Source organism: Stenotrophomonas maltophilia group sp. RY12688 (assembly GCF_052149045.1).
Classification (GTDB): Bacteria; Pseudomonadota; Gammaproteobacteria; order Xanthomonadales; family Xanthomonadaceae; genus Stenotrophomonas; species Stenotrophomonas sepilia.
In genome coordinates this window covers 2,661,992-2,683,243 of the sequence record NZ_CP197389.1, presented here as the reverse complement: position 1 = coordinate 2,683,243, position 21,252 = coordinate 2,661,992, and the positions used below count along the sequence as shown (strand labels likewise).

General features: G+C 66.6%; 21 protein-coding genes. 15 read left to right on the top strand and 6 right to left on the bottom strand.

Features of this window, described 5'->3' with window-relative positions; all coding sequences use genetic code 11:
- Positions 1 to 45: 45 nt before the first annotated feature.
- The 3 genes from ACS0OT_RS12665 to ACS0OT_RS12655 all read left to right on the top strand — a co-directional run bounded on the left by ACS0OT_RS12665 (position 46) and on the right by ACS0OT_RS12655 (position 4,119).
- Positions 46 to 2,574 carry a membrane-bound PQQ-dependent dehydrogenase, glucose/quinate/shikimate family gene (locus tag ACS0OT_RS12665; protein ID WP_442255839.1) on the top strand — a complete coding sequence of 843 codons (2,529 nt, stop codon included), beginning with the start codon at positions 46 to 48 and terminating at the stop codon, positions 2,572 to 2,574.
- 124 nt (positions 2,575 to 2,698) lie between these two features.
- Positions 2,699 to 3,787, top strand: a complete 1,089-nt coding sequence (locus tag ACS0OT_RS12660) for a lysozyme inhibitor LprI family protein (RefSeq protein ID WP_442255838.1) — start codon at positions 2,699 to 2,701, stop codon at positions 3,785 to 3,787.
- 47 nt (positions 3,788 to 3,834) lie between these two features.
- The gene (locus tag ACS0OT_RS12655; protein ID WP_442255837.1) at positions 3,835 to 4,119 is read left to right on the top strand and encodes a hypothetical protein; all 285 of its coding nucleotides are present in this window, start codon (positions 3,835 to 3,837) and stop codon (positions 4,117 to 4,119) included.
- A 294-nt stretch (positions 4,120 to 4,413) separates the two neighbouring features.
- On the opposite strand, the gene ACS0OT_RS12650 is transcribed toward ACS0OT_RS12655, so the two are convergent.
- Together ACS0OT_RS12650 and ACS0OT_RS12645 are read right to left on the bottom strand one after the other, a co-directional pair.
- Entirely contained in the window at positions 4,414 to 4,821 is a 408-nt protein-coding gene (locus ACS0OT_RS12650; RefSeq protein WP_061480045.1) for a DUF3037 domain-containing protein, read from the bottom strand.
- Positions 4,799 to 5,575: a HipA family kinase gene (locus tag ACS0OT_RS12645; RefSeq protein ID WP_065186184.1), complete on the bottom strand. Its 777-nt coding sequence runs from the start codon at positions 5,573 to 5,575 to the stop codon at positions 4,799 to 4,801. Before ACS0OT_RS12645 ends, ACS0OT_RS12650 begins: the two co-directional genes overlap by 23 nt.
- Before the next feature lie 239 nt (positions 5,576 to 5,814).
- On the opposite strand from ACS0OT_RS12645, the gene ACS0OT_RS12640 reads away from it, so the two are divergent.
- From ACS0OT_RS12640 to ACS0OT_RS12625, 4 genes are all read left to right on the top strand, one after another.
- Positions 5,815 to 6,144, top strand: a complete 330-nt coding sequence (locus tag ACS0OT_RS12640) for a hypothetical protein (RefSeq protein WP_061480047.1) — start codon at positions 5,815 to 5,817, stop codon at positions 6,142 to 6,144.
- 168 nt (positions 6,145 to 6,312) lie between these two features.
- Positions 6,313 to 8,775, top strand: a complete 2,463-nt coding sequence (locus tag ACS0OT_RS12635) for a S9 family peptidase (protein WP_111127377.1) — start codon at positions 6,313 to 6,315, stop codon at positions 8,773 to 8,775.
- A 192-nt stretch (positions 8,776 to 8,967) separates the two neighbouring features.
- Positions 8,968 to 9,732 (top strand): hypothetical protein, encoded by a 765-nt coding sequence (locus ACS0OT_RS12630; RefSeq protein WP_235646232.1) that lies wholly within the window; start codon positions 8,968 to 8,970, stop codon positions 9,730 to 9,732.
- Positions 9,733 to 10,009: 277 nt separating this feature from the next.
- Entirely contained in the window at positions 10,010 to 10,330 is a 321-nt protein-coding gene (locus ACS0OT_RS12625) for a hypothetical protein (protein WP_005417358.1), read from the top strand.
- A gap of 13 nt (positions 10,331 to 10,343) precedes the next feature.
- On the opposite strand, the gene ACS0OT_RS12620 is transcribed toward ACS0OT_RS12625, so the two are convergent.
- Positions 10,344 to 11,327: a hypothetical protein gene (locus tag ACS0OT_RS12620; protein ID WP_164092723.1), complete on the bottom strand. Its 984-nt coding sequence runs from the start codon at positions 11,325 to 11,327 to the stop codon at positions 10,344 to 10,346.
- Between the two features lie 138 nt (positions 11,328 to 11,465).
- On the opposite strand from ACS0OT_RS12620, the gene ACS0OT_RS12615 reads away from it, so the two are divergent.
- From ACS0OT_RS12615 to ACS0OT_RS12605, 3 genes are all read left to right on the top strand, one after another.
- On the top strand, positions 11,466 to 12,431 hold the full coding sequence (locus ACS0OT_RS12615; protein ID WP_065196069.1) for a DUF2268 domain-containing putative Zn-dependent protease: 966 nt from the start codon (positions 11,466 to 11,468) through the stop codon (positions 12,429 to 12,431).
- Between the two features lie 49 nt (positions 12,432 to 12,480).
- Positions 12,481 to 13,263: an SGNH/GDSL hydrolase family protein gene (locus ACS0OT_RS12610; RefSeq protein WP_164092724.1), complete on the top strand. Its 783-nt coding sequence runs from the start codon at positions 12,481 to 12,483 to the stop codon at positions 13,261 to 13,263.
- 96 nt (positions 13,264 to 13,359) lie between these two features.
- On the top strand, positions 13,360 to 14,082 hold the full coding sequence (locus tag ACS0OT_RS12605) for a hypothetical protein (protein ID WP_111127365.1): 723 nt from the start codon (positions 13,360 to 13,362) through the stop codon (positions 14,080 to 14,082).
- Between the two features lie 3 nt (positions 14,083 to 14,085).
- Here ACS0OT_RS12605 and ACS0OT_RS12600 read toward each other — a convergent pair whose 3' ends face one another.
- Positions 14,086 to 14,631, bottom strand: coding sequence for a thioesterase family protein (locus ACS0OT_RS12600; RefSeq protein ID WP_012511531.1), 546 nt, complete (start codon positions 14,629 to 14,631; stop codon positions 14,086 to 14,088).
- Between the two features lie 69 nt (positions 14,632 to 14,700).
- Between ACS0OT_RS12600 and ACS0OT_RS12595 the strand changes: the two genes are divergently transcribed.
- From ACS0OT_RS12595 to ACS0OT_RS12575, 5 genes are all read left to right on the top strand, one after another.
- Positions 14,701 to 15,276: a TetR/AcrR family transcriptional regulator gene (locus tag ACS0OT_RS12595; RefSeq protein ID WP_005417331.1), complete on the top strand. Its 576-nt coding sequence runs from the start codon at positions 14,701 to 14,703 to the stop codon at positions 15,274 to 15,276.
- A gap of 53 nt (positions 15,277 to 15,329) precedes the next feature.
- Positions 15,330 to 15,458, top strand: a complete 129-nt coding sequence (locus tag ACS0OT_RS12590) for a hypothetical protein (RefSeq protein ID WP_275427093.1) — start codon at positions 15,330 to 15,332, stop codon at positions 15,456 to 15,458.
- A 2-nt stretch (positions 15,459 to 15,460) separates the two neighbouring features.
- Entirely contained in the window at positions 15,461 to 15,712 is a 252-nt protein-coding gene (locus tag ACS0OT_RS12585) for a hypothetical protein (protein ID WP_239499502.1), read from the top strand.
- 153 nt (positions 15,713 to 15,865) lie between these two features.
- On the top strand, positions 15,866 to 16,645 hold the full coding sequence (locus ACS0OT_RS12580) for a hypothetical protein (protein ID WP_095377195.1): 780 nt from the start codon (positions 15,866 to 15,868) through the stop codon (positions 16,643 to 16,645).
- Positions 16,646 to 16,840: 195 nt separating this feature from the next.
- The gene (locus ACS0OT_RS12575) at positions 16,841 to 17,359 is read left to right on the top strand and encodes a hypothetical protein (RefSeq protein ID WP_164092725.1); all 519 of its coding nucleotides are present in this window, start codon (positions 16,841 to 16,843) and stop codon (positions 17,357 to 17,359) included.
- Between the two features lie 46 nt (positions 17,360 to 17,405).
- Here the strand turns inward: ACS0OT_RS12575 and ACS0OT_RS12570 are convergent, their stop codons facing one another.
- A complete protein-coding gene (locus ACS0OT_RS12570) occupies positions 17,406 to 19,517 on the bottom strand; it encodes a TonB-dependent receptor family protein (protein WP_164092726.1) in 2,112 nt (703 codons plus the stop codon).
- A 194-nt stretch (positions 19,518 to 19,711) separates the two neighbouring features.
- Positions 19,712 to 21,148 (bottom strand): serine hydrolase domain-containing protein, encoded by a 1,437-nt coding sequence (locus ACS0OT_RS12565; RefSeq protein WP_065186173.1) that lies wholly within the window; start codon positions 21,146 to 21,148, stop codon positions 19,712 to 19,714.
- Positions 21,149 to 21,252 lie beyond the last annotated feature (104 nt).

The following is a 21,252-nucleotide window of genomic DNA, read 5'->3' as shown; positions in this document are numbered from 1 at the left end:
CGCAGGCGGTGGGATAACGACGCATGCTGCCCCCGGAGATCGACGATGTCCGCCACGCCGCAGTCCGCTCCTGCTCCCGTCCGCGCTTCCCGGCACCCTCTCGTTACCGTGCTGTCGCTGCTGCTGGTCGTGCTCGGCCTGGTCATCGGCGGGCTCGGCGCGTGGCTGCTCAGCCTGGGCGGGTCTGCGTACTACGCCATCGCCGGGGCCGGCCTTCTGGCCAGTGGCCTGTTGTTGTTCGGCAATCGCCGCAGCGGCGCGCTGCTGTATGCGCTGGTGTTCGTCGGCACGCTGCTGTGGACCTGGTGGGAATCGGGCAGCGACTACTGGCGCTGGGTGCCGCGGCTGGGCCTGGTGACCGCGCTCGGCATCGTGCTGGCGCTGCTCGCGCCGACCCTTCGCGAACCGGTTTCAAAGCGCCTGTCGCGCAGCGTGGCGGGCGTCCTGATGCTGGTGTTCGTTGCGGCGTTCGGGTTGGCGTTCGCGCCGCACGGCGAAGTGGACGGCCACCAGCCGTTCCCGGAAGGCGCGGCCAGCGCCGGGCTGGAACCCACGCGGGATACCACCGGCCTGCAACCGGCCGACCTGCCTGCCGAAGGGGACTGGCCGGCGTGGGGCCGCAGCAATGCCGCCACCCGCTATTCGCCGCTGCAGCAGATCACCCCGGCCAACGTGGCCACGTTGCAGCTGGCCTGGCAGTTCCGCACCGGTGACCTGCCGAAGAAGCGCTGGGGTGCGGAAACCACGCCGCTGAAGATCGGCGGCCGTCTGTACCTGTGCACTGCCCGTAACCGCCTGATCGCGCTCGACGCCGCCAGTGGCAAGGAAGTGTGGCGCTTCGATCCGAAGGTGAAGGACGCCTCGATCCCGTACACCGCGGCCTGCCGTGGTGTGAGCTACTACGAGCAACCGGCAGCGCCGATCCTGGCCGATGCCACCCTGGCCGATGCCGCGGCCGATCTGGCGTTGCCCGAGCCGCCACCCAGCGTGAGCCGCAGCGCTGCACCGGGCAGTCGTCCGGCGTGCTGGGCGCGCATCATCGAAGGCACGCTGGACGGGCGCATCATCGCGGTGGATGCGGACAGTGGTCGCCCGTGCGCGAACTTCGGCAACAACGGCCAGGTCGACATCACCCTCGGCATGGGTGAGGTGCCACCCGGCTATGTGTCGATCACCTCGCCCCCGGCCATCGTGCGCGGCGTGATCGTCACCGGCCACCAGGTGCTGGATGGTCAGCGCCGCGACGCGCCATCGGGCGTGATCCAGGCCTACGACGCGATCACCGGCAAGCTGCGCTGGGCGTGGGACATGGACCAGCCCGAGCGCAGCGGCCTGCCGCCGCATGGGCAGACCTACACGCGTGGCACGCCGAACATGTGGACCACCGCGACCGGTGATGAGGCGCTGGGGCTGGTCTATCTGCCGCTGGGCAATTCTGCGGCCGACTACTGGAGTGGTTCGCGTACGGAAAACCAGAACCGCTATGCGACGTCGCTGGTGGCGATCGATGTGGCCACCGGCAAGCCGGCCTGGCATTTCCAGGCCGTGCGCAAGGACGTGTGGGACTACGACCTGGGTTCGCAGGCCAGCCTGATCGATTACCCGACGGCGGCAGGCAAGGTGCCGGCACTCCTGCTGCCGACCAAGCAGGGTGATCTCTACATCCTCGACCGCCGCAACGGCCAGCTGCTGACCGCTGCCGAAGAGCGCAAGGTGCCGGTCGGCGGTGTCGAACCGGAACAGCGCTCACCCACGCAGCTGTTCTCGCTGTACCACACGCTGCGCCGCGAGCATGACCTGACCGAGCGCGACATGTGGGGCATCACCCCGATCGACCAGCTGATCTGCCGCATCCAGTTCCGCAAGGCCTATTACGAAGGCTTCTACACGCCGCCGAGCAGTGATCGCCATTCCATCGAATACCCCGGCTACAACGGCGGTTCGGATTGGGGCAGTGTTTCCATCGATACGCGCCGCGGCGTGATCGTGGCCAACTACAACGATATGCCCAACTACAACCGGCTGGTGCCACGTGCCGAAGCCGATCGCTTGGGCTGGCTGCCGCGCGAGAAAATCCGTGCCGACAGGGGCGGTGGCGAGGGGGCCGGCGATCCGCAGGTGGGAACGCCGTATGGCATCCAGGTCAACGCTGGCTGGCGGCTGCCGTTCACGGGTCTGCTGTGCAAGCAGCCTCCCTACGGCGGCATCCGTGCCATCGACCTGCGCACCGGCAAGCTGTTGTGGGATCGTCCGTTTGGCAGTGCGCGCGGCAATGGGCCGTTCGGCATCCGTTCCGGCCTGCCGATCGAGATCGGCACGCCGAACAACGGCGGTTCGGTGGTAACCGCCAGCGGGCTGATCTTCATCGCCGCCGCCACCGATGATCTGCTGCGCGCCATCGACCTGAAGACCGGCAAGGAGCTGTGGCACGCGGCGCTGCCCGCGGGCGGGCAGGCTACGCCGATGGTGTATGAACAGGACGGACGCCAGTTCGTGGTGATCATGGCCGGCGGCCACCATTTCATGGAAACCCCGAACGGCGATTACGTGATGGCGTTTGCCCTGCCGAACTAGCGATCGCCGGCCTGAACACGCACGCGGGGCTGTGACCGCTGTAGCCGAAGTTGCGCTGGCGACCGGGCAGCATCCATCATCGGAACAGGACGGGGCCGGCCAACCCCCCCAGGGAAGGAAACGCATGCTGAACTCTGAACGCCTATCGGGGCGTGGCACCCGGTTGCTGGCAGGACTGCTTCTGCTTGGCCCCTGCCTGTGGGCAAGCGCTCAGGCGCAGCCCCAGCCCGCCGCACGCAAGGTGCCCAGTGGTGCCGAACTGATTGCCGGCGATGCACGCTTTCTGAGCCCTGCCTATGCGCCCTGCATGGCGGCCGCGGTCACCGCACTGGACGCCCGTCGTCGTTGTGTCGACGCTGAATTCAAGGTGCACGACGATGCGCTCAACGCCGCCTACAGTGCGGCGCGCTCCACGCTGACCGCCAGTGATCAGCAGGTGCTGCGCGATCTGCAGCGGCAATGGCTGCGCCAGCGCGACAGTCGTTGCCCGGAAGGCAGCACGGCCGTTGCCCAGCTGGATTCACAGCAATGCCGCACGCACATGACCCTGCTGCGTGCCCGCCAGCTGCAGGGCGGCGGTGCGGCGGCGCTGGTGGCGGAAGCCAGGGCGGCCCCGGCGCCGGCGCAGGCCGCTGTGCATACCGCCGATGCCGCGCCCGACAAACAGGGCAGGATCGTCCTGCGGCCCGGCGAGGGCAGGATCACGCCTGCATTGCAGGTGGTCTTCCAGGTGGCCGACTGCGGCGGCACCGACAACGTGACGACCTGCAGGGTGCGGAGCATGGGCGTGACCCGTGGCGGGCGCAACGTGGCGGTCACGGGCGTGCAGCCGCGCCTGACCCGCGCTGGCGCCGATGCCCAGGGTGCGGCGGCCGTGCTGCTGACCGTTTCGGATTTCAATGGCGATGGCGTGCCGGACCTGCAGGTGTGGCAGGACAACAACGGTGTCTACAACGTTCCGGCGCATGCGTTCTACCTGTTCGACGCCAAGGTCAACCGCTATGTGCGTGCCAAGGCATTGGAAGCGGCCATCGGCGGGCGCGACATCGACCATATCGACAATGGGCGGTTCGTGCTGCGCGCGAAGGTCAGCCCGTGCGAGCGCGAGGACAAGGTCATCCAGCTGCGCGGAACCGGGCCACGCACGCTGCTGCAGCGCCGCTATGACACCTGCAGGGGCGAGGCCCCTACCGAATCGGACCTGCTGAAGTAGGTCTTCCCCCGACGAACGGATGCGTTCCGGAACTGGCGAGCTGAAGGATGAGCGAAGGCTATGGAAAAGGTGGGGTGGGCTTCGGCCTGACCCGGGACCAGTCGGTCGAGATGATCGTGCGTACCAGCATCGACAACGGCATTACCGACCATCGGCAGATTGCCTATGTGCTGGCCACAGCGCAGCACGAATCGCGGGATTTCGCCGCGCCCGAGGAAGCGGTGCGGTACCAGATCGGCTTGGGTGTGGAATCGCTGCCGTATGAGCGGATCGAATGGCATCGCATCGAGGCGTTCGCCGTCACGGTCGAGGTGTTGCGGCAGAGTCCCTAGCGTGGATGCAGCTGGGGTGACGACCGTCATGGACCTGGCCAATCTGCGGCAGGTGAAGCGGTTCCAGATCGTGGGCGCTGAAACGCCGGACAAGATGAAGCTCGCCCAGGCCTGCAAAGCGGAGCGCTGGTCTCACCTGCATTGCTGCAGCGGGCCACCACGGCGCAGAACCACAAGGGCTGGTATGGCTTGGTTTCGTGGTGCAGGGCGAGGGTAGGGAGCACCGGTACGGCCACGAAGACGGTGCGCCTGCTTCCCGCGAACGGCAGTCGACCAGCGGTCGACTCTACCCAATCAATGTTGCTCGGTTGGTGCCGGTACCCGCACCATCTTCGTCATCAGGTGTTCCACCACACCCGCCGGGTCGGCAGTGCGGCCGACATGCGTGCTCGACATCTGCACAACCGAACTGCGCTTGGCGGTAAGGAAATGGAAGCGCGCACGCGCCGGCAACTGCGCGATGGGTCCGGCGCTGGCGTCACCACGGCAGATGGCCACGATCGCATCCAGCCACGGTTGCAACGCATCCTGATCAAGCGCTGGAGCGAACGCGTGCAGGCGTGCCGGATCGATCTCGATGGCCGCTTCCAGATGGCGCGCGCCGGGGCAGGAGACGATCACTCCGACGTTGATGAACTCCTCGCGTTCCACCCGCGGTACCACGCGGATGACCGCATAGTCATACGTGTGCAGCGTGGGCACGGACGGCCTCCTGCACGAACACCGCACGCACTTTCAGGCGATGCTTGAGATAGTCGATGTAGCCCTGGCGATAGGCCTGCGGACTGTCGAATGCCGGCTCGTTGACCAGCCAGCTGTCCGGCACCAGGCCGACGATGCGCTCGATCTCGGCATCGCTCAGGCGCGCGGCCAGTTCGGCATCCACCCCGGCGATGCGGCTGGCGAACGACAGCAGCACATGGTCGCGGATCAGCACGAACGGCTTTTCGCAGGCATCGCCGGCGTTGGCCCAGTCGTGATGGAAATACATGGCCGCACCGTGGTCGATCAGGTACAGCCTGCGGTGCCATACCATCAGGTTGGGGTTGCGCGTGGTGCGATCAACGTTGCTGGTGAATGCATCGAACCAGACGATGCGCGAGGCCAGGTCTGCATCCACCGGCATCGCCGCCGGATCGTAATTGATCGCACCCGGCAGGTAGTCCAGGCCCAGGTTCAGGCCCTCGCTGGCGCGGATCAGCTCCTGGATTTCCGGGTCGGGCTCGGTGCGGGCGAACTCGCGGTCCAGCTCGACGAACAGGATTTCCGGAATCGGCAGGCCCAGCGTGCGTGCCATCTCACCGGCAATCAGCTCGGCGATCAACGCCTTCGGGCCTTGGCCGGCGCCGCGGAACTTCAGCACGGCCATGCCGTCGTCGTCGGTCTCGACCACGGCGGGCAGGGAGCCGCCTTCCCGTAACGGGGTGATGTAGCGGAGGGCATGTACGGTGCGCATGGGCGCATTCTAGCGTGGGTGCAGGTACAACCCTCTGATCGGCGAGGACCGATTTCGGCCTTCACCTGTCCCTTCCGCCCGCGATGGCAGCATCGTGCTCCAGGAACCCTTGGGTTCATGGGCGCACTGGCACTCTCGATGCCGAGGCTTCGGGCTGGGCACCTGCTCGGCTGCCAGCGACGCGCACTGCGAAGCGGAAACCTCATCCACGATGTCCAGCAGGCTACGGAGGTGCACCGATGAGCGATGAATTCACTCCCATGCTGCCGCCCTTGGACGATGCCAAGGTCGAGGAAATGATCGGCAAGGTGGTGCTGGTGGGCGTCACCCGCTATGGCGGTGACGGCCAGGTGCAGGGGCTGGAACAATACGCCGGTACGGTGCTGCGCATCAGCGCCGACGAAGGCGTGGTGCTGGCGGACGAGAATGACGGCCATGAGCGCTATCTGCCGCCGATGCTCGACCAGTACCTGCCCGCCGAGCCCGGCGAGTACCGCATGCGGAACAGTGGCATGATCGTGGTCGACCCCGATTACCTGACTGCCTGGGACCTGCACGCCCAGCAGTGACGACAGACCACGCCTGGCAGATGCCGGTCCATTGCCGGCCTCTCCGGGCGTGTCCCACTTTGCCCCATCCGGCCACTAGCCCTTCCGGCCCATTCACGACAACCCCTGCGGTGCTAGATTCGGGACCTTGCCCGATTCCGGGTACCCATTCACACCCAGGGGATAAGGATGCTCATCCGTCGAACCTCTCTGGCGGCGGCCGTTGCCGTTGCCACCTTCGGCCTGCTGGCCGCTGGCCCGGCGCTTGCAGACTACGCGAAGCCGCCGGAGCACCTGCTCAAGGTGTTGAAGGCACCGCCGCCGCCGGCGCCGAACGTGGCCCCGGGTGGCCAGCGCCTGCTGCTGACCACTGCGCAGACCTACCCGTCGATCAGCCGTGTCGCCCAGCCGTACCTGAAGCTGGCTGGCGTGCGCCTGGAACCGAAGAACCGCAGCCGGCATGACACCCCCGGTGGCTATGGCATCCCGGCCTGCGTGGCCGACTTCACCCTGGTCGACATCGGCAGTGGCCAGCAGACCAAGGTCAACCTGCCGCAGGGCTGTGCCACCGGCGCGCTGTGGTCGGCCGATGGCAGCCACTTTGCGTTCCAGAACGCGGTCGATACCAGCGTGCAGCTGTGGGTGGGCGATGCCGCTACCGGCCAGGTGAAGCAGGTGCCGAACGTCCAGCTGAACCCGATTTTCGGCTATACCGTGCAGTGGCTGGGCGGCAGCCAGAACCTGCTGGTGAAGCTGGTGCCGGCCAACCAGGGCCCAGCACCGTCCAACGGTGGCGTACCGACCGGCCCGGATGCACAGGAGTCGCTGGGCAGCAGTGGCGAGAGCAGCACCTACGAAGCCCGCGACACGCTGACCAGCGTGCATGACGAGAAGCTGTTCGCTTATTACGGCGCCTCGCAGCTGGCCGTGGTTGATACTGCCGCCAACAGCGTGCGTCCGGTCGGGCAGCCGGCGCTGTTCAACGAAGTCAGCGCCGCGCCCGATGGCGTGCACGTGCTGACCGAATCGATCAAGGCGCCGTACTCGCATGCGGTGACCTACCAGCGCTTCGCCAACGACGTGGCCGTGCTGGATATCGCCAGCGGCAAGTCCACGCCGATCGCCAGCCTGCCGCTGGCCGACCGCGTGCCGGTGCACGGCGTACCGGAAGGCCCGCGTGGTTTCGACTGGCGTGCCACCGATCCGGCCACCCTGGTCTATGCCGAAGCGCTGGACAAGGGCGACTGGAAGGTCAACGTGCCGCATCGCGACCGGGTGCTGATGCTGAAGGCGCCGTTCAACGGCAAGCCGGTCGAGATCGCCCGCACCGCACAGCGCTTCGAAGGCTTCGCGTGGACTGCCGATCCGGCCGTGGCGTTCCAGTACGAGAACGACGAGAACCGCCACTGGATGCAGACCCGCATCGTCGATGTGGATCAGCCGAAGAAGGAAGGCCGCCTGCTGTGGGACATGTCCAGCGATGAGCTGTACGGCAACCCCGGCAACCTGGTCTTCACCCGCCTGCCGAATGGCGCGCAGGTCGTGCGCCGGGAGGGCGATCACGTGTTCCTGAGCGGCCGTGGCGCCTCGCCGCAGGGCGACCGTCCGTTCCTCGACCGCCTCGACCTGGGCACGCTGAAGAGCGAGCGCCTGTTCCGCAGCAGCGCCGATGCCTACGAGCAGTTCCTTGGTTTCAGCAATACGCCTGGGCGCTACCTGACCTGGCACCAGTCGGTGATCGATCCGCCGAATGCCTTCATCCGCCAGCAGGGTGAGGCGGTGGCCGATGCGAAGACCGGCGAGGCGCAGTTCGCGTCCACCGCCACCGCGCTGACCAAGCTGGTCGACCCGACTCCGGAAGTGCGCCAGATCAAGAAGCAGCTGGTGACCTACAAGCGTGCTGATGGCGTGGACCTGTCGTTCACCCTGTACACGCCGCCGGGCTACAAGGAAGGCCAGCGTGTGCCTGCGATCCTGTACGCCTACCCGGCCGACTTTGCCAACGCCGCGCAGGCGGGGCAGGTGTCCGGTTCGCAGCAGACCTTCACCCGCCTGCAGCCGTACCGCCTGATGCTGCTGGCCGGCTACGCGATCATCGACAACGCCTCGTTCCCGATCGTAGGTGACCCGAAGAACGCCTACGACACCTACCTGGAGCAGCTGGAAGCTGACGCCAAGGCGGCGGTGGACAAGGCGGTGGACATGGGCGTGGTCGATCGCAACCGCATCGGCGTGACCGGCCACAGCCATGGCGGCCTGATGACCGCCAACCTGATCGCCCATACCAACCTGTTCAAGGCTGGCGTGGCGACCAGCGGTTCGTACAACAAGACCTTCACCCCGTTCGGTTTCCAGAACGAACGCCGTTCGGTCTGGCAGGCGCAGGACGTGTACCTGAAGGCCTCGCCCTTCTTCTACGCAGACAAGATCAAGCTGCCGCTGCTGCTGGTCCACGGCGAGGACGACGCCAACCCGGGCACCGAGCCGTTCCAGTCGCGCAAGCTCTACCAGGCGATCCGAGGCAACGGTGGCATCACGCGGCTGGTGATGCTGCCGAACGAACCGCACTGGTACACCGCGCTGGAATCGAACGAGCAGCTGGTGGCGGAAATGCTGAACTGGTTCGACACCTACGTGAAGAACGCCAAGTAAAGAACGCCAAGGCCGCCTCCGGGCGGCCTTGGCGTATCGGAGGAGGGAGTCAGACCCTGCACGTTGAATTCATTGCACATTGACAGAGAGTCAGCTCCTTTCGGATGATCGCAGCGTCAGGCAGCATCTAGGAGCGGCATGCGGGATCGGGAGCGATGGATTGTCATGGACGGCCCGGCACGGAGGGCATTGATGGTCGTCCTGCTTGTGTCACTGGCCGGTTGCGGACGCAGTGAAGCCGAGCGGGCCAAGGAAAGGTTGACGGGGGTCATCGGTGGTACTGCACTGAATGCCAGAGCCCAGGCGGTCTGGATCTGGGAGCTCGATCGGGAAGCTGATAACCAAGGCATCACGCCATGCGGGCCGACCCTGCGCAGTGCAACCTTCCAGTTGCGCTGGCCCGAGATGGCTCCTCGTACGAAAGCCAACCGCGACGATTACAACACCCATCACTCCGGTGGAACGGGTGATTCACAGTGGATCGAGATTGGGATGTCTCAAGGGGGACCGGGGGAGATCGTCTCGTTGCAGGGAACGCGGGAGCGTGCGCTCGGTCGTGATCCGGCATGGGGGATGCCATACCAGGTTTCGCTCGAGTTCGGATGGGATGAGACCTTGGGACTTGAGATGGCACGGCCCAGCGTTTCCGAGCCCAAGAGCTACAATTGGAATCGGATCAATTATTCCGATACCTTCGCGATCGGGGCAACGCCCAACGTGCTGATTCGTTGCATGACCGGGCCGCAGTACCGACCTCCGCACTGGACGCCGCTCTGCGAGGCGACGCTGGAAGATGCCAATCTGAAGCAGGTCCACCTGAGCATCAGGTATCGTCAGAACCTGCTGCCACACTGGCGCGATATCGAGCGTGATGTCCGCCAGTTCCTGCGGAGCGTCCAGAGGGAATGCCCGATGCCGGGCCACGGGCCTGGCATCGCAGCTGGTACAGCGGCTTGATCGCCTGTTTCGGCCTGCCTGCATTGCGCGGCAGTCCGTGATGCGGCAGGAGCCGGGCAGGAAGGTGCAGAGGCTGCGCAGCTGGCCGCCTGGGTACCGGTGCGGCGGGTGGCACGCGAGGCCCCCGTGGCGGTTCTCAACAGTACCTGATGGATCCGGAGGGTGACCTCGTGTCATTGGCCGTTGCGATTGCGTAACCATATGTGATGCGGGTGCCATGGCGTGCGGAAGCTGCGATACGCTGCAGGCCTGTTGCTGTCTGCCATGGGTTTCACCTATGAAGTCCAAACGTGTTGTCGCAGTGTTGGCGCTGGTGATGACGCCGAGCCTGCATGGCCAATCACTCCCCTCCGAACTGGCGCAGCTGGGCATTGTCGCCGGCATGCCTTATGCCAAGGCCAAGCGCCTCATGGATGCGGCAGGGTGGCAGGTGAGTCCGGTTCAGGGCGCGCCTGAGTCACTCGAGGGCTTTCCGGAAGTCGGATGCCAAAGGGGCGCCAAGCAGTGCGCGACGACCTTCGAAAAGGAAGGTCAGCAGATCGCGGTGCGGCTGGGCACTACCCTGGCAGGGCAGCCGTTCGTGCAGGGCGTGGACTGAGCGCTCATTGCGTTCAGGCCAGCGGTAACCGGTCCTGCGCGTGCGACAGCCGATCGTGCAGCTCGCGCACATGCTCGGCCTTGGCATGCACCCGGGAGGTGTCGCCGAAGCTGCGCAGGTAGGTGCACGCGGCAAAGCCGGCACTCTTCTTTTCGTACTCGGCAATCCAGGCCAGTCGATCCGGATTGTTGGCCTGTTCGGCTGACCACGCGGCCACCGGCGGCCGGATGCGGTACTTCAGGCCGACGCGCCACGGCTTCGGTGTCAGTCGCGCACGGAAACAATGCTGCAGCCGGCACATGCGCGCGTACAGGGTGTCGGTGCCCAGTGCCTTGAAGAATGCCTGGAGCTGCTCGTCCTCGGGCGAGAAGGTGGCATGCATCGCCAGCACGCGCAGTCCGGCGGGTGTGCGGTAGGCACGCAGGTGCCAATCGGGATGCTGTTCGCTGAAGGCGTCCACGCGTTTCAGCGCAAGCCCTTCAGCACCGCCGGCGGCGGCCAGGCGCTGCTTCCGCCGCATCAACAGTGTCGCGTTGACCAGCAGCACTGCCGCCACGCCCAGTACCAGGCCCACCAGCCAGTGCCAGAGCAGGGTGCCGATGACGGCGCCGGCAAGCAGCACGATCGCAGCCACGATGGCCGGTATCACGCAGCCGGCCGGTGGCTGCGCATGGTCGATGTCGGCAAACAGCACGTCGGGGCTGTTGAGGCACAACGCACCATAGCTGTTGCGGGTGATGATGACGTCGCCGTCGCGCTGCACGATCTGCTCGCGGATAGGTACACCTTCCACACCGTAGTTGCTGCGCACTTCGCGTCGCGGCAGCACCTGGCCGGCAAGGATGGCATTGAGTGCTTCGTTGGCACGGCGGTCGGCGTGAGCCTGGGCCTCGGCAGGGCCCTCGTCAGACCAGCCGAAGCGGCGCACGACCACCGGCCGGCCACGGAAACGGGCCTGCAGGCGGGCTTCGGCCCAGTACGCGGGAACGATCATCATCGTGCGGTGCTCCATCATCCATGGCAGGTGCCTGAGTGAGTCTGGCACAGCCCCGAAGGGCCTGCATGTGCCCGCTGCGGTGGCCGGGGCGGAGTGATAGATTGCGCGCTTCGCATGCACTCCACCAAGGACGGAGCGATGTCCAGTTTCCTGCGTTGCCTGCTTGCCCTGGCCTGTGCCGGGGCGGTCGGCGTGGCGTCGGCGGGTACCCCGCCGGGGCCGCAGATCCTCACCACCGATGCCAGCCGCTTCTACGCGCTCTACGACAGCACCGGCGGCAAGCCCAGCGTCGCCCAGCTGGCCGGTTACCTGGCCGAAGGCAGTCCGGGCCTGAGTGAACTGGCGAAGGCGCGCCGGGTCACGCCCGAACGCATGGCCGAAGCCATTGCCAGCCAGCCCGGGGTGTATGTGCAGGGCCGCAGCTGCCTGGCGGAGCTGCCGGCGGTGAAGCAGCGCCTGGTGCAGGTGTTCGGCAACCTGCAGGCGATCTATCCGCAGGCCGCGTTTCCTCCGGTGACTCTTGCGGTCGGCCGTGGTCGGCCGGTCGGGTTGACCTCGAAGAGTGGGGTGATCATCGGCCTGGAAGCGCTGTGTGCAGCCGATTTCATGAATCCCAACGTGCAGGACCGTTTCGTGCACGTGATCGCGCACGAGTACGTGCACATCCAGCAGACCGGCCTGACCGATTTCGAGCCCGGCGACCCGCATGCGACGGTGCTGCGTGTTTCGCTGGGCGAAGGCATCGCCGAATTCATCGCCGAATTGATTTCCGGCAACGTCGGCAACAGTCGCCATGCGGCATGGACGCGCGGCCGCGAGGTCCACATTGAAAGCGCCTTTGCGCTGGATGTGGACAGTACCGATCTGTCGCCGTGGCTGTACAACTACAAGCCCGGTTCGCAGGAGCCCTATGACCTCGGGTATTGGGTGGGCTACCGCATCGCCAAGGCCTATTACCTGCAGGCCAAGGACAAGCGCGATGCAGTGCGTGCGCTGATCCAGCAGGACAACCCGAAGGCAATCCTGGCTGCCAGTGGCTGGACGCCCGGCATGTGGATGCCGGCCAAGGTGACCGGCGTGGCCGCGCGGTCGGCGGCGCGGTAAGCGCGGGGCCGCGCGCTAGACTGGCCCGGACATTCAAGGGAGAGACCCCATGCGTTCCTTGTCCGGCGGCCTGGCCGCAGTTGCCATCGGTATCGCGCTGAGCGCCCACGGGGTGGCGGCCGAGATGCCCGCGATCAACCCTTTGCTGCTGGAGCCTGTCGAAAGCCTGCGCGCGGACGAAGTGCGCTTCATGCAGCAGCGCCTGGCCGATTGGCCGCAACTGCAGCGTTATCGCGACGCCAACGCGCGACTGCCTGCCGCTGTACCGGGGCAACCACGCGTGGTGTTCTACGGTGATTCCATCACCGAAGGCTGGGGCAGGGAAGGCAGCGCATCGTTCTTTCCCGGCAAGGGCTGGCTCAACCGCGGCATCAGTGGCCAGACCACGGCGCAGATGCTGGTGCGGTTCCCGCAGGACGTGCTGGCCCTGAAGCCACAGGTGGTGGTGATCCTGGCCGGCACCAACGACATTGCCGGCAACACCGGCCCGTCCACGCAGGCGATGATTGAAGACAACCTGCACGCGATGGTGGACCTGGCACGCGCACATGGCATCACCGTGGTACTGGCATCGGTGCTGCCGGTCAGCGATTACCCGTGGTTGCCGGGCACGGCACCTGCTCCCAAGGTGCGCGCATTGAACGCGGCATTGAAGCGCTATGCCGATGCGAAGCAGCTGGTCTATCTGGACTACTACACGCCGATGACCAATGCCGCCGGAGGGCTGGATCCGCAGCTGGCCGAGGATGGCGTGCATCCCACGACGAAGGGCTATGCGGTGATGGCGCCGCTGGCGGAGGCTGCAATCAGGCGCGCAATGGCGCCGGACTAGGCACAGCACCCGCAATGCACAGCGTCCAGCCCGTCGAGGTAAAATGGCTCCGGAGCCGGCCACGCAGCGTGGCCGCCAGGGACGATGGGGTGGGTGATGCGGAAGGGAATCCAGGGATGGCTGCGCCGCAGCGGCGCAACGATGGCACTGCTGCTGGCGGCCGTACCGGCGTTCAGTGCAGACACGGCGGCGCCTTCGCCGCTGACGCGTGAGCCGGTGGCCGGAGTTTCACTGGCCGAATGGACCGCCCGCTGGTGGCGCTGGGCCGACGCCCAGGGCGGCGCGCCCTATCTCGACCCGGATGGCCGTGTATGCGATGTGGGCCAGGAAGGCCCGGTCTGGAACCTGGCCGGCACCAATGGCCGTTTCCGGCCACATCGCGAATGCGTGGTGCCGGCGGGCAAGTACCTGTTGCTGCCGATCATCAACATGGCGCACTACCAGGTGGATGAGTCTGTGTCCTGCAAGGAGCTGCAGGCGGGGGCGGCGGTCAACAACGATTATCTGATCAGTGCAGTAGTGCTGCTGGATGGCCAACCCCTGGGCGACATGCGCATGCATCGGGTGCGCAGTGAAGGCTGCTTCCGCATGGATGACGATGACGCAGACTCACGGCTGGCCGCCGCCGACGGCTACTGGGTGATGCTCAAGCCGTTGCCGCCAGGCCGGCATACCCTCAGCGTGGGCGCCAACTACGGCGTGCCGGAGGGTGGCGCGTACAGCCGCATGCGGCAGTCCTTCGAGTACGTGCTGCATGTGGGAGGGCGCACCCAGGTCGTATCGCGCAAACTGCACGCGGTGCCGCTGGCCGCCCCCTGAAGCTCAGGCATCGTCCTGCTTCAACGCTGCATCGGCCGCCAGCAACGCTTCGGCGGCCGCACTGAGCGGCGGCGAGGGCGGGGCAACCACACCGATCGCTTCCATCATCTTCGGCATGCCCAGGAACTGGCGCGCGCGGCGGTCGTAGATGCCGGTGACCAGCAACGCGCGCGTGGCGATCTTCTGCTCGGCACCGATCAGCACGCGCTGCTCCATGATGCCGCGCGAGCCGACCCAGCCCACCAGTCGTGTTTCCAGCGTGAAGCGCTGGAACGGCTTCAATTCGCGGCGGAACTGGATGGTGCCGGCGCCGACGATCGGCGCCCATTTCTCGCGCAGCGCCACCCGGCCCAGACCCATGCGCAGGATCAGGTCCAGCCGGCCCAGGTCGAAGATGTTCCAGTAGCGGCCGTTGGTCATGTGCAGGTTGCTGTCCAGGTCGTTGGGCAGCACCCGGAACTGCAGCCGCGAGACCCCGAACGGGGCCTCCAGCTTCGGCCGGAACAGGCTGCACAGCAGCAGGTGGAGCAGACGGAACCAGAGATTCATGGCTATGACGACTGTTATAGAATCGCCGGTACGCTAATCTATGACGACTGTCTTAGCAAGGAGACCGCCGTGAGCCCGCGACCGTCCGATGCCCCACAGCGCGTGATCGATGCCGCGGCGCAGATGCTGGCGCGGGTGGGCCTCAATGCCACCAGCATCCGCGAAGTGACCAAGCTGGCCGAGGCGCCATTGGGCTCCACCTACCATCACTTTCCCGGCGGCAAGCAGGAGCTGCTGGCGCGCGCCACCCACATGGCCGGCGACAAGGTGGAGGCGCTGCTGGTGGAGCTGTTGAAGGATGGGGCGGTACAGGGCCTGCAGCAGTTCCTTGCGATGTGGCGCGAGCGTCTGCTGCGTTCCGGGTTCCGCGCTGGCTGCCCGGTGCTGGCCGCTGCCGTGGAGGAGCCGGTGGAGGCGACACCCAGCCAACCCCGCGCGGCGGCCGCCGAGGTGTTCGCACGCTGGCACGGCCACCTCGCCTCGGCATTCGTCGCCGAAGGACACGCCCCGCCAGCAGCGGCTGAGCTGGCCAGCCTGGTGATCGCCAGCGTGGAGGGGGCGGTGGCGATGTGCCGTGCGCTGCAGGACATCGCCCCGTTCGATCAGGTGGCCGCGCAGCTGCTGAAGGCGGCCACGCGGCCTTGATCGGCCGGTGCCGACAGGCCAGACTCGCCAGCAGCCCACGACTGGATGCCGCCATGGACGAATTGCACCATCGTCAGTTGATCGAGCACTACCTGCAGGCCTACAACCGCTTCGATATCGACGCCATGCTGGCGGTGCGGCGCACAACGTACGCTTCGAGAACCACAGCGGCGGCCAGCTGACGATGGTCACCGAAGGCGTCGATGCCTTTGGCGAACTGGCACGCCAGTCTGCGCGCCTGTTCCGGGAGCGCGAACAGCGCTTGCTGGCGCTGGTGTTCGATGGCGACCAGGCGACGGCGACGATTGGCTGGCGCGGCGTGTTCGCGCAGGATGTTCCCGATGGACCGCGTGCGGGCACTGAGCTGGAACTGCAGGGCCAGAGCGAGTTCGTGTTCGCGGGTGGCCGCATCGAACGGATCATTGATCGCAGCTGAGGATCGGCCGCTTGGAACCGCCGTCTGGACAGCGGAGCTGCCCGCGGTAGAATCCGCCCAACACCGCCTACGCGTGCCCGGCAAGGATGTCCGCATGCAGCATCAGGTTCCCGAGGTCCCTGGCCGCGATGCCTCCCGCCCCCTGGCGGCGGCATGAAGCGCTCGCGCCATTTTTCACGCAGCCCACTGACATTGCCGATGAACCGCGGCAGCGAAGTCGTGCGTGCGCGCAGGCACTTGCAGCAGCGCGGTTGGCCACGCCTGCAGATGGCGCTGATCGTCGCCCTGACTGGCGCTGCAGGTTTTCTTGCCTCGCACCTGCTGCGCCTGGCCGGTATCGACGCGATGTGGTTTCGCTATCCGATGGCCGTCGTGCTGGCCTACGGCGTGTTCCTGCTGCTGATGTGGATCTGGATCCGCTGGCGTTGGGACAACGTACTGGATGGCCTGTCGCCGGATGTGGGCGGTGGCAGCCCATCCCCTCGCGGCAGTGCCGTGGAATCACCGTGGAGCGGCGCGGGCGGCCGTTCCGGCGGTGGCGGTGCGTCGGCCTCGTGGAACGAGCCGGCATCGGTGAGCAGTGGCGACGCCGGAGAGCTGCCGTTGGCCGGGCTCGCTGAAGACGAAGCGGGCTTGCCGTTGCTGGCCATCCTCGGCATCGTCGCGCTGGTGGCGACCGTCCTGCTGGCCAGCGTGTGGGTGGTGTGGTCGGCGCCGGTGCTGATGGCCGAACTGCTGGTGGACGCGGCGATCGCCGGCGGCCTGTACCGGCGCATGCAGGGCATGCACGAGCAGGGATGGTGGCGGGTATGCGTGTCGCACACGGTCTGGCCGCTGATCGGCCTGTTGCTGTTCTTCGCGGTGCTGGGCTGGCTTGCTGAGGAACTCGTGCCGGGTGCGAGCCACCTGCTGCAGGTCATCCAGGGGCTGTAATGCGGTTGCTTCCTTCATATGGCCCGGTCCCGACCTGTTTTCAGCCGCCCTGAACAGTGGGCTATGATCGCGGTCGCCGAGGATTCGTGTCCTGGCGGTTTCACCTATCCGGAGCTTGTCGTACTGCATCGGGAACCGGGGCGCTGGATGGCCGAACGCCCACTGAGACACACAACCACTGACGAGGAAGAGCGCATGGATGTCGCTGCACGCAGGAACAGGACGTTGTTTCGTTGGATCATGGTGACGCTGCTGGCGGTGTTGTTGCCGTTTGCAGCACTGGCGCAGCCGGCAGCCGGGCAGGGCGATGGCGCTGAAGCCGGCACTGCCGCGGAAGAGGCGCAATGCCGCGCCTGCGCCTATGAGCGCATTGGACCGAAGGTTGATATCGGCCTGGTGGCACTGGTGTCGCTGCTGGTGGTGGGTCTGCTGGTAGCGGTGTCCCGCGAGTGGGGAACCACCTCGCAGCGCTGGACCTGCCGCACGCTGGCGCTGCTGCTGGTGGGCATCGGCCTGGCGTTGTCGTGGTGGGCTGGCAGCGTCGTCTACCTGGGCTACAACCCGTGGCAGGAAATGGCGGCTCCCGTCGATGGCTCGCTCACCTCGACACTGCTCAATACCTCACCGAAGTGGCTGGCGGCACTGGTGCTGGTCGGCTTGGCGCCTTCCATCTGGAAGCGCAGCGAGCGCCTGCCGTCCTGGCGTATCGGCTGACCCTGGAACGACGGCGCCGGATCACACCCGGCGCCGCCTGCGGCAATCACTCAAAGCGCCAGCGCACGCCTGCATAGAGGCCACGACCTTCGCCCGGGGTCGAGCGCGCAACATCCTTGCCGGCATCGTCGTAGCCCGGTGTGACCGTGGCGGCATAGTGGCGGTTGCCGATGTTGCGCATCTCCGCCCAGGCCTGCCAGCGACCGCCGGGGGCGTTGTAGCCGATGCGGCTGCCGAAGATCACATGGCTGTCGGCCCAGTAGCTGTTGGCATAGTCCACCGCGATGCGCGAGGCGTATTCGGTGTTCAGTGCCGCGTACAGGCCGGATGCATGATCGAAGCGCAGCTCGGCCTGGTAGGCGTAGCGCGGCAGGCCGGGCAGGCGGTTGCCGCCGAAGCGCGCATCGTGGCGGTAGCGGAAGTCGCTGAAGGTATACGCCTGGCGCAGCGACAGGCGGCCCGGTGCAGCCTGCCACAGCGTGCTGTCCAATCCGGCCTCGATACCGCGGTGCACGGTGGGGCTGGCATTGTTCTCGGCGATGAACAGGTTCGGCAGCGGTTGCAGTTCGACGCTCAGCAGTTCGTGGTTCACGTGGGCGTAGTAGCCGGTCAGTTCCCAGCGACCCAGCGCCGCGTCACCGCGCGCGCCCAGTTCCAGCGTGGTGGCGGTCTGGTTCTGCATCGGCACCGGCGCGCGCTGGCGGCCGGTAGACGGGCCATTGCCCGGCCCGAAGTACTGGTTCGAGCCCCAGATCATCGACCACGGGTGCGGCGCCTCCACCGAACGGCTGAGGTTGCCGAACCACTGCGTCTGCGCGCTGTGCTGCCAGGTGAAGCCCAGCCGCGGCGCGTAGTCCCAGTGGTGGTCGCGCAGGCGGCCTCCGCTGCTCGGCCAGGTCACCTGCACGTCGCGGCGGGTGTTGATCAGTGCCAGCCCGGTCTGCATGCGCAGGCGGTCGTTGAAGGTGAGGGTGTTGCTGACGTGCAGCGTGCTGTCGGTGCCGTGGTGGCGGAAGTCACGCGTGCGCGTACCGGCGGCATAGCCGTTGCTGGCGAAGCGCAGCGACTCGCGCACATCGGCGTCCAGATCGTGGGTGACGCGCAGACCAACCGTGGTTTCGCTGTCCAGGCCGAACAGCCGGTGGCGGTGGTGGTAGTCCAGCGTGGCGTTAAGGTTGGCGTAGTCCAGCTGCTGGCGGTACAGGCTCTCGTTCAAGTCCATCGGGTAGGTGTGGTAGACCAGCCCGGCCTGCAGCGACGAATCCTCATCGATCTGCAGCGTGGTGACATTGCCCACCCAAGTGCTGCCCGGCTGCGGGCGGCGCGCATCGATGGCCAGGTTGGCCGCATTCGCGGCATGTGGATCGTTGCGGATCTGGTCGCGGGTCAAGCGACCGGGCGTTTCGTGATTGGTTTCGCGGTAGCGCACGAAGAAGCGCGTTTGCAGATCGGGCGTGATCTGCCAGCCGATGTTGGCCATCGCGCCCTTGCCGTCGCCGTGCGCATGGCGCTGGTAACCGTCGAACTCGGTATCGGTGTAGGCCAGGAAGTAGTCGACATCGCCGTTGACGCCGCCCCAGCTGAGGCCGCGCTTCTGGTAGCCACGGCTGCCGGCTTCGTAGTGCAGCTGCACGCCCGCCGAATCACGGCCGCTGCGGCTGACGTAGTCGATGGCACCGCCCAGCGCGAGCGCGCCGCGCTCGAAGCCGTTGGCGCCGCGCAGGACTTCCACGCGCGACAGCCACAGCGGTTCCAGCAGTTCGTAAGGCGTGCCACCTGGGCCGGTCAGCGGCAGGCCGTCGATCGACACCGCAATGCCCGAGGCATGCGCGCCCGGCCCGCGGTTGATGCCCGAGCCCCGGATCGAGATCTTGGTGCCCTCGTTGCCCGGCGACTGCGCGCTGATACCCGGCTGGTAGGCCAGCACATCGGCACTGCTGGACAGTCGGCTGTCGGCTTTGGCCACGTCGATGACGTTGCTGGCGCCGGGTACGCGCTTCAGCGACTCGCGCGCCTGCGCGCTGGCATCGCCAGCAGCGGTGACCTGCACCGCATCCAGCGTGGTGGCCTGCGGGACTGCAGCGGCAGTGGAGGCGAGGCCAAGGGAAACGGTCAGAGACAGCAGCGAGGGGATGGGGCGGTACGACGAGAGCGACATGCGGAAATGCTGTAAACCACGAAAGTGGCGAGCAAGTTAACAGGTCGGTGGCCCCCACGTCACCCTCCACCTGCGTATGGCCACCTGTGGTGGCCCTGTAGAGCCGAGCCCATGCTCGGCTATCGCGCGCAGCGCGGGTTCTCTGCGATCGCCACGAAGAGCAGCCGAGCATGGGCTCGGCTCTACAGCAGGGTTTACGGCGAAGGCTTCGCCAGCGCCTTGGCCTTCGCGTACAGCGCTTTGGCAATCTCTGCATCGCCCAGCGCCGCATGACACTCGGCCAGGCTGTCCCACACATTGGCCGAATCCGGATACAGCTCGGTGTTGAGGGCGAATACCTTCAACGCCCTGCGTGCACCAAGGCTCTCGCGGATGGCATACCCGCTGGCGTTGATCGCTCGTTCCAGCTCGCTGCCCGCCACCCGGTTGTTATCGCGCAACCAACTGCGTATCGCCTGGGCAGCGCCTGCATCATCATCCAGCGCATACGCGACCAGCCCCTCGGACAGCACCGCGTGCGGAAACGCCTGCGGCGCCGCGACCGCCATCGTGCTCTCCACCAGCGTGCTGGACCAGACATTGCGGGCGCTGCCGTTGGTCAGGTACACGAACACCCAGTAGCCGCTGGCCAGCGTGTCCTTGTACGCCAGCCGCGCACGTACACGGGTGCCGCCATCATGGCCGACCTGGGTGTAGCCGTCGCTGCGGGTGGTGTCCCATCCCGTGGAGAAGAAATTGCTGCCGCCACCGCTCAGTTTCTGCGGCTGCCAGAGCTTTTCCAGGGTCTTCGTACGCACCAGCGTGCCGGTCGCCAGCGCCTGCAGGAAGCGGTTCATGTCGCCCACGGTGGTCTGCAGATCGGCATGGCCCCAGCCGTAGTCCGGCCAGGGATCTTCATTGGCAGGCTGCAGTTGGCCATCCTTGCCGATGTACGGCACCGCCGCGCGCCGGGCCGGCACGCTGGCAACGCCCCACGAGGTGCTGGCCATCTTCAATGGCTGCAGGATGCGTTCGCGCGCGATGGCCGGGTAGGACTTGCGGTAGTGCGCTTCCAGCAACGCCGTCAGCACCAGGTAGTTGGCCTGGGTGTACTGCACGCGGCTGCCGGTGGCGAACTGCATCGGTACAGCGCCGGCCACCTTCAGCGCAGTGCCAAGGTCAGGCGCTACACCGGGGTAGCCCTTGCTCACCCAGCGGTTATCCACCCGGTTGTAGTACTCGCCGATACCCGAGCTGTGGTTGAGGAAGTCGCGCACGTGGATTGCCTGCCATGCAGTCGGCAGGTCCGGCACATAGCGGCTCGCCGGCGCATCCAGATCCACCTTGCCCTGATCGACCAGTTGCATCACCAGCGTGCTGGTCAGCAGCTTGGCCATCGACTGCGCGGCGAAGATGGAATCGACGGTGGCAGGTGTGTGCGTAGCGCGATCACGTTCGCCGCTGGCGCCCTGGTACAGCACCTGGCCGTTGTGGGCGACCAGTACCGCCTGACCGGCGATGCCGTAGCGTTCGAGGTTGGCCTGCAGTTGGGCGTCAAGCTGGGTAGAGAGGCCGGCGGAGAGGTCACTCGCTGATGCGGGCGGAGCAGCGAACAGGACGCAGAGCAATGCAGCAGCAAAGGTGCGGTACATCGCGGTGATCCATCAGCGGTGATGGCGCATCTTGGCATGTAGAGCCGAGCCCATGCTCGGCTGCCTTCGGGCCAGGCATCATGCACCCGGAAAAATGAGCCGAG

What these genes read in the sequence shown, in the direction of transcription:
- ACS0OT_RS12660 (WP_442255838.1), top strand. Translation starts at nt 2,699, where the DNA reads ATGCTGAACTCTGAACGCCTATCGGGGCGTGGCACCCGGTTGCTGGCA.
- ACS0OT_RS12615 (WP_065196069.1), top strand. Translation starts at nt 11,466, where the DNA reads ATGTCCAGTTTCCTGCGTTGCCTGCTTGCCCTGGCCTGTGCCGGGGCG.
- ACS0OT_RS12585 (WP_239499502.1), top strand. Translation starts at nt 15,461, where the DNA reads ATGGTCACCGAAGGCGTCGATGCCTTTGGCGAACTGGCACGCCAGTCT.
- ACS0OT_RS12625 (WP_005417358.1), top strand. Translation starts at nt 10,010, where the DNA reads ATGAAGTCCAAACGTGTTGTCGCAGTGTTGGCGCTGGTGATGACGCCG.
- ACS0OT_RS12665 (WP_442255839.1), top strand. Translation starts at nt 46, where the DNA reads ATGTCCGCCACGCCGCAGTCCGCTCCTGCTCCCGTCCGCGCTTCCCGG.
- ACS0OT_RS12655 (WP_442255837.1), top strand. Translation starts at nt 3,835, where the DNA reads ATGAGCGAAGGCTATGGAAAAGGTGGGGTGGGCTTCGGCCTGACCCGG.
- ACS0OT_RS12590 (WP_275427093.1), top strand. Translation starts at nt 15,330, where the DNA reads ATGGACGAATTGCACCATCGTCAGTTGATCGAGCACTACCTGCAGGCC.
- ACS0OT_RS12605 (WP_111127365.1), top strand. Translation starts at nt 13,360, where the DNA reads ATGCGGAAGGGAATCCAGGGATGGCTGCGCCGCAGCGGCGCAACGATG.
- ACS0OT_RS12580 (WP_095377195.1), top strand. Translation starts at nt 15,866, where the DNA reads ATGAAGCGCTCGCGCCATTTTTCACGCAGCCCACTGACATTGCCGATG.
- ACS0OT_RS12565 (WP_065186173.1), bottom strand. Translation starts at nt 21,148, where the DNA reads ATGTACCGCACCTTTGCTGCTGCATTGCTCTGCGTCCTGTTCGCTGCT.
- ACS0OT_RS12610 (WP_164092724.1), top strand. Translation starts at nt 12,481, where the DNA reads ATGCGTTCCTTGTCCGGCGGCCTGGCCGCAGTTGCCATCGGTATCGCG.
- ACS0OT_RS12630 (WP_235646232.1), top strand. Translation starts at nt 8,968, where the DNA reads ATGGTCGTCCTGCTTGTGTCACTGGCCGGTTGCGGACGCAGTGAAGCC.
- ACS0OT_RS12600 (WP_012511531.1), bottom strand. Translation starts at nt 14,631, where the DNA reads ATGAATCTCTGGTTCCGTCTGCTCCACCTGCTGCTGTGCAGCCTGTTC.
- ACS0OT_RS12575 (WP_164092725.1), top strand. Translation starts at nt 16,841, where the DNA reads ATGGATGTCGCTGCACGCAGGAACAGGACGTTGTTTCGTTGGATCATG.
- ACS0OT_RS12635 (WP_111127377.1), top strand. Translation starts at nt 6,313, where the DNA reads ATGCTCATCCGTCGAACCTCTCTGGCGGCGGCCGTTGCCGTTGCCACC.
- ACS0OT_RS12645 (WP_065186184.1), bottom strand. Translation starts at nt 5,575, where the DNA reads ATGCGCACCGTACATGCCCTCCGCTACATCACCCCGTTACGGGAAGGC.
- ACS0OT_RS12570 (WP_164092726.1), bottom strand. Translation starts at nt 19,517, where the DNA reads ATGTCGCTCTCGTCGTACCGCCCCATCCCCTCGCTGCTGTCTCTGACC.
- ACS0OT_RS12640 (WP_061480047.1), top strand. Translation starts at nt 5,815, where the DNA reads ATGAGCGATGAATTCACTCCCATGCTGCCGCCCTTGGACGATGCCAAG.
- ACS0OT_RS12620 (WP_164092723.1), bottom strand. Translation starts at nt 11,327, where the DNA reads ATGATGATCGTTCCCGCGTACTGGGCCGAAGCCCGCCTGCAGGCCCGT.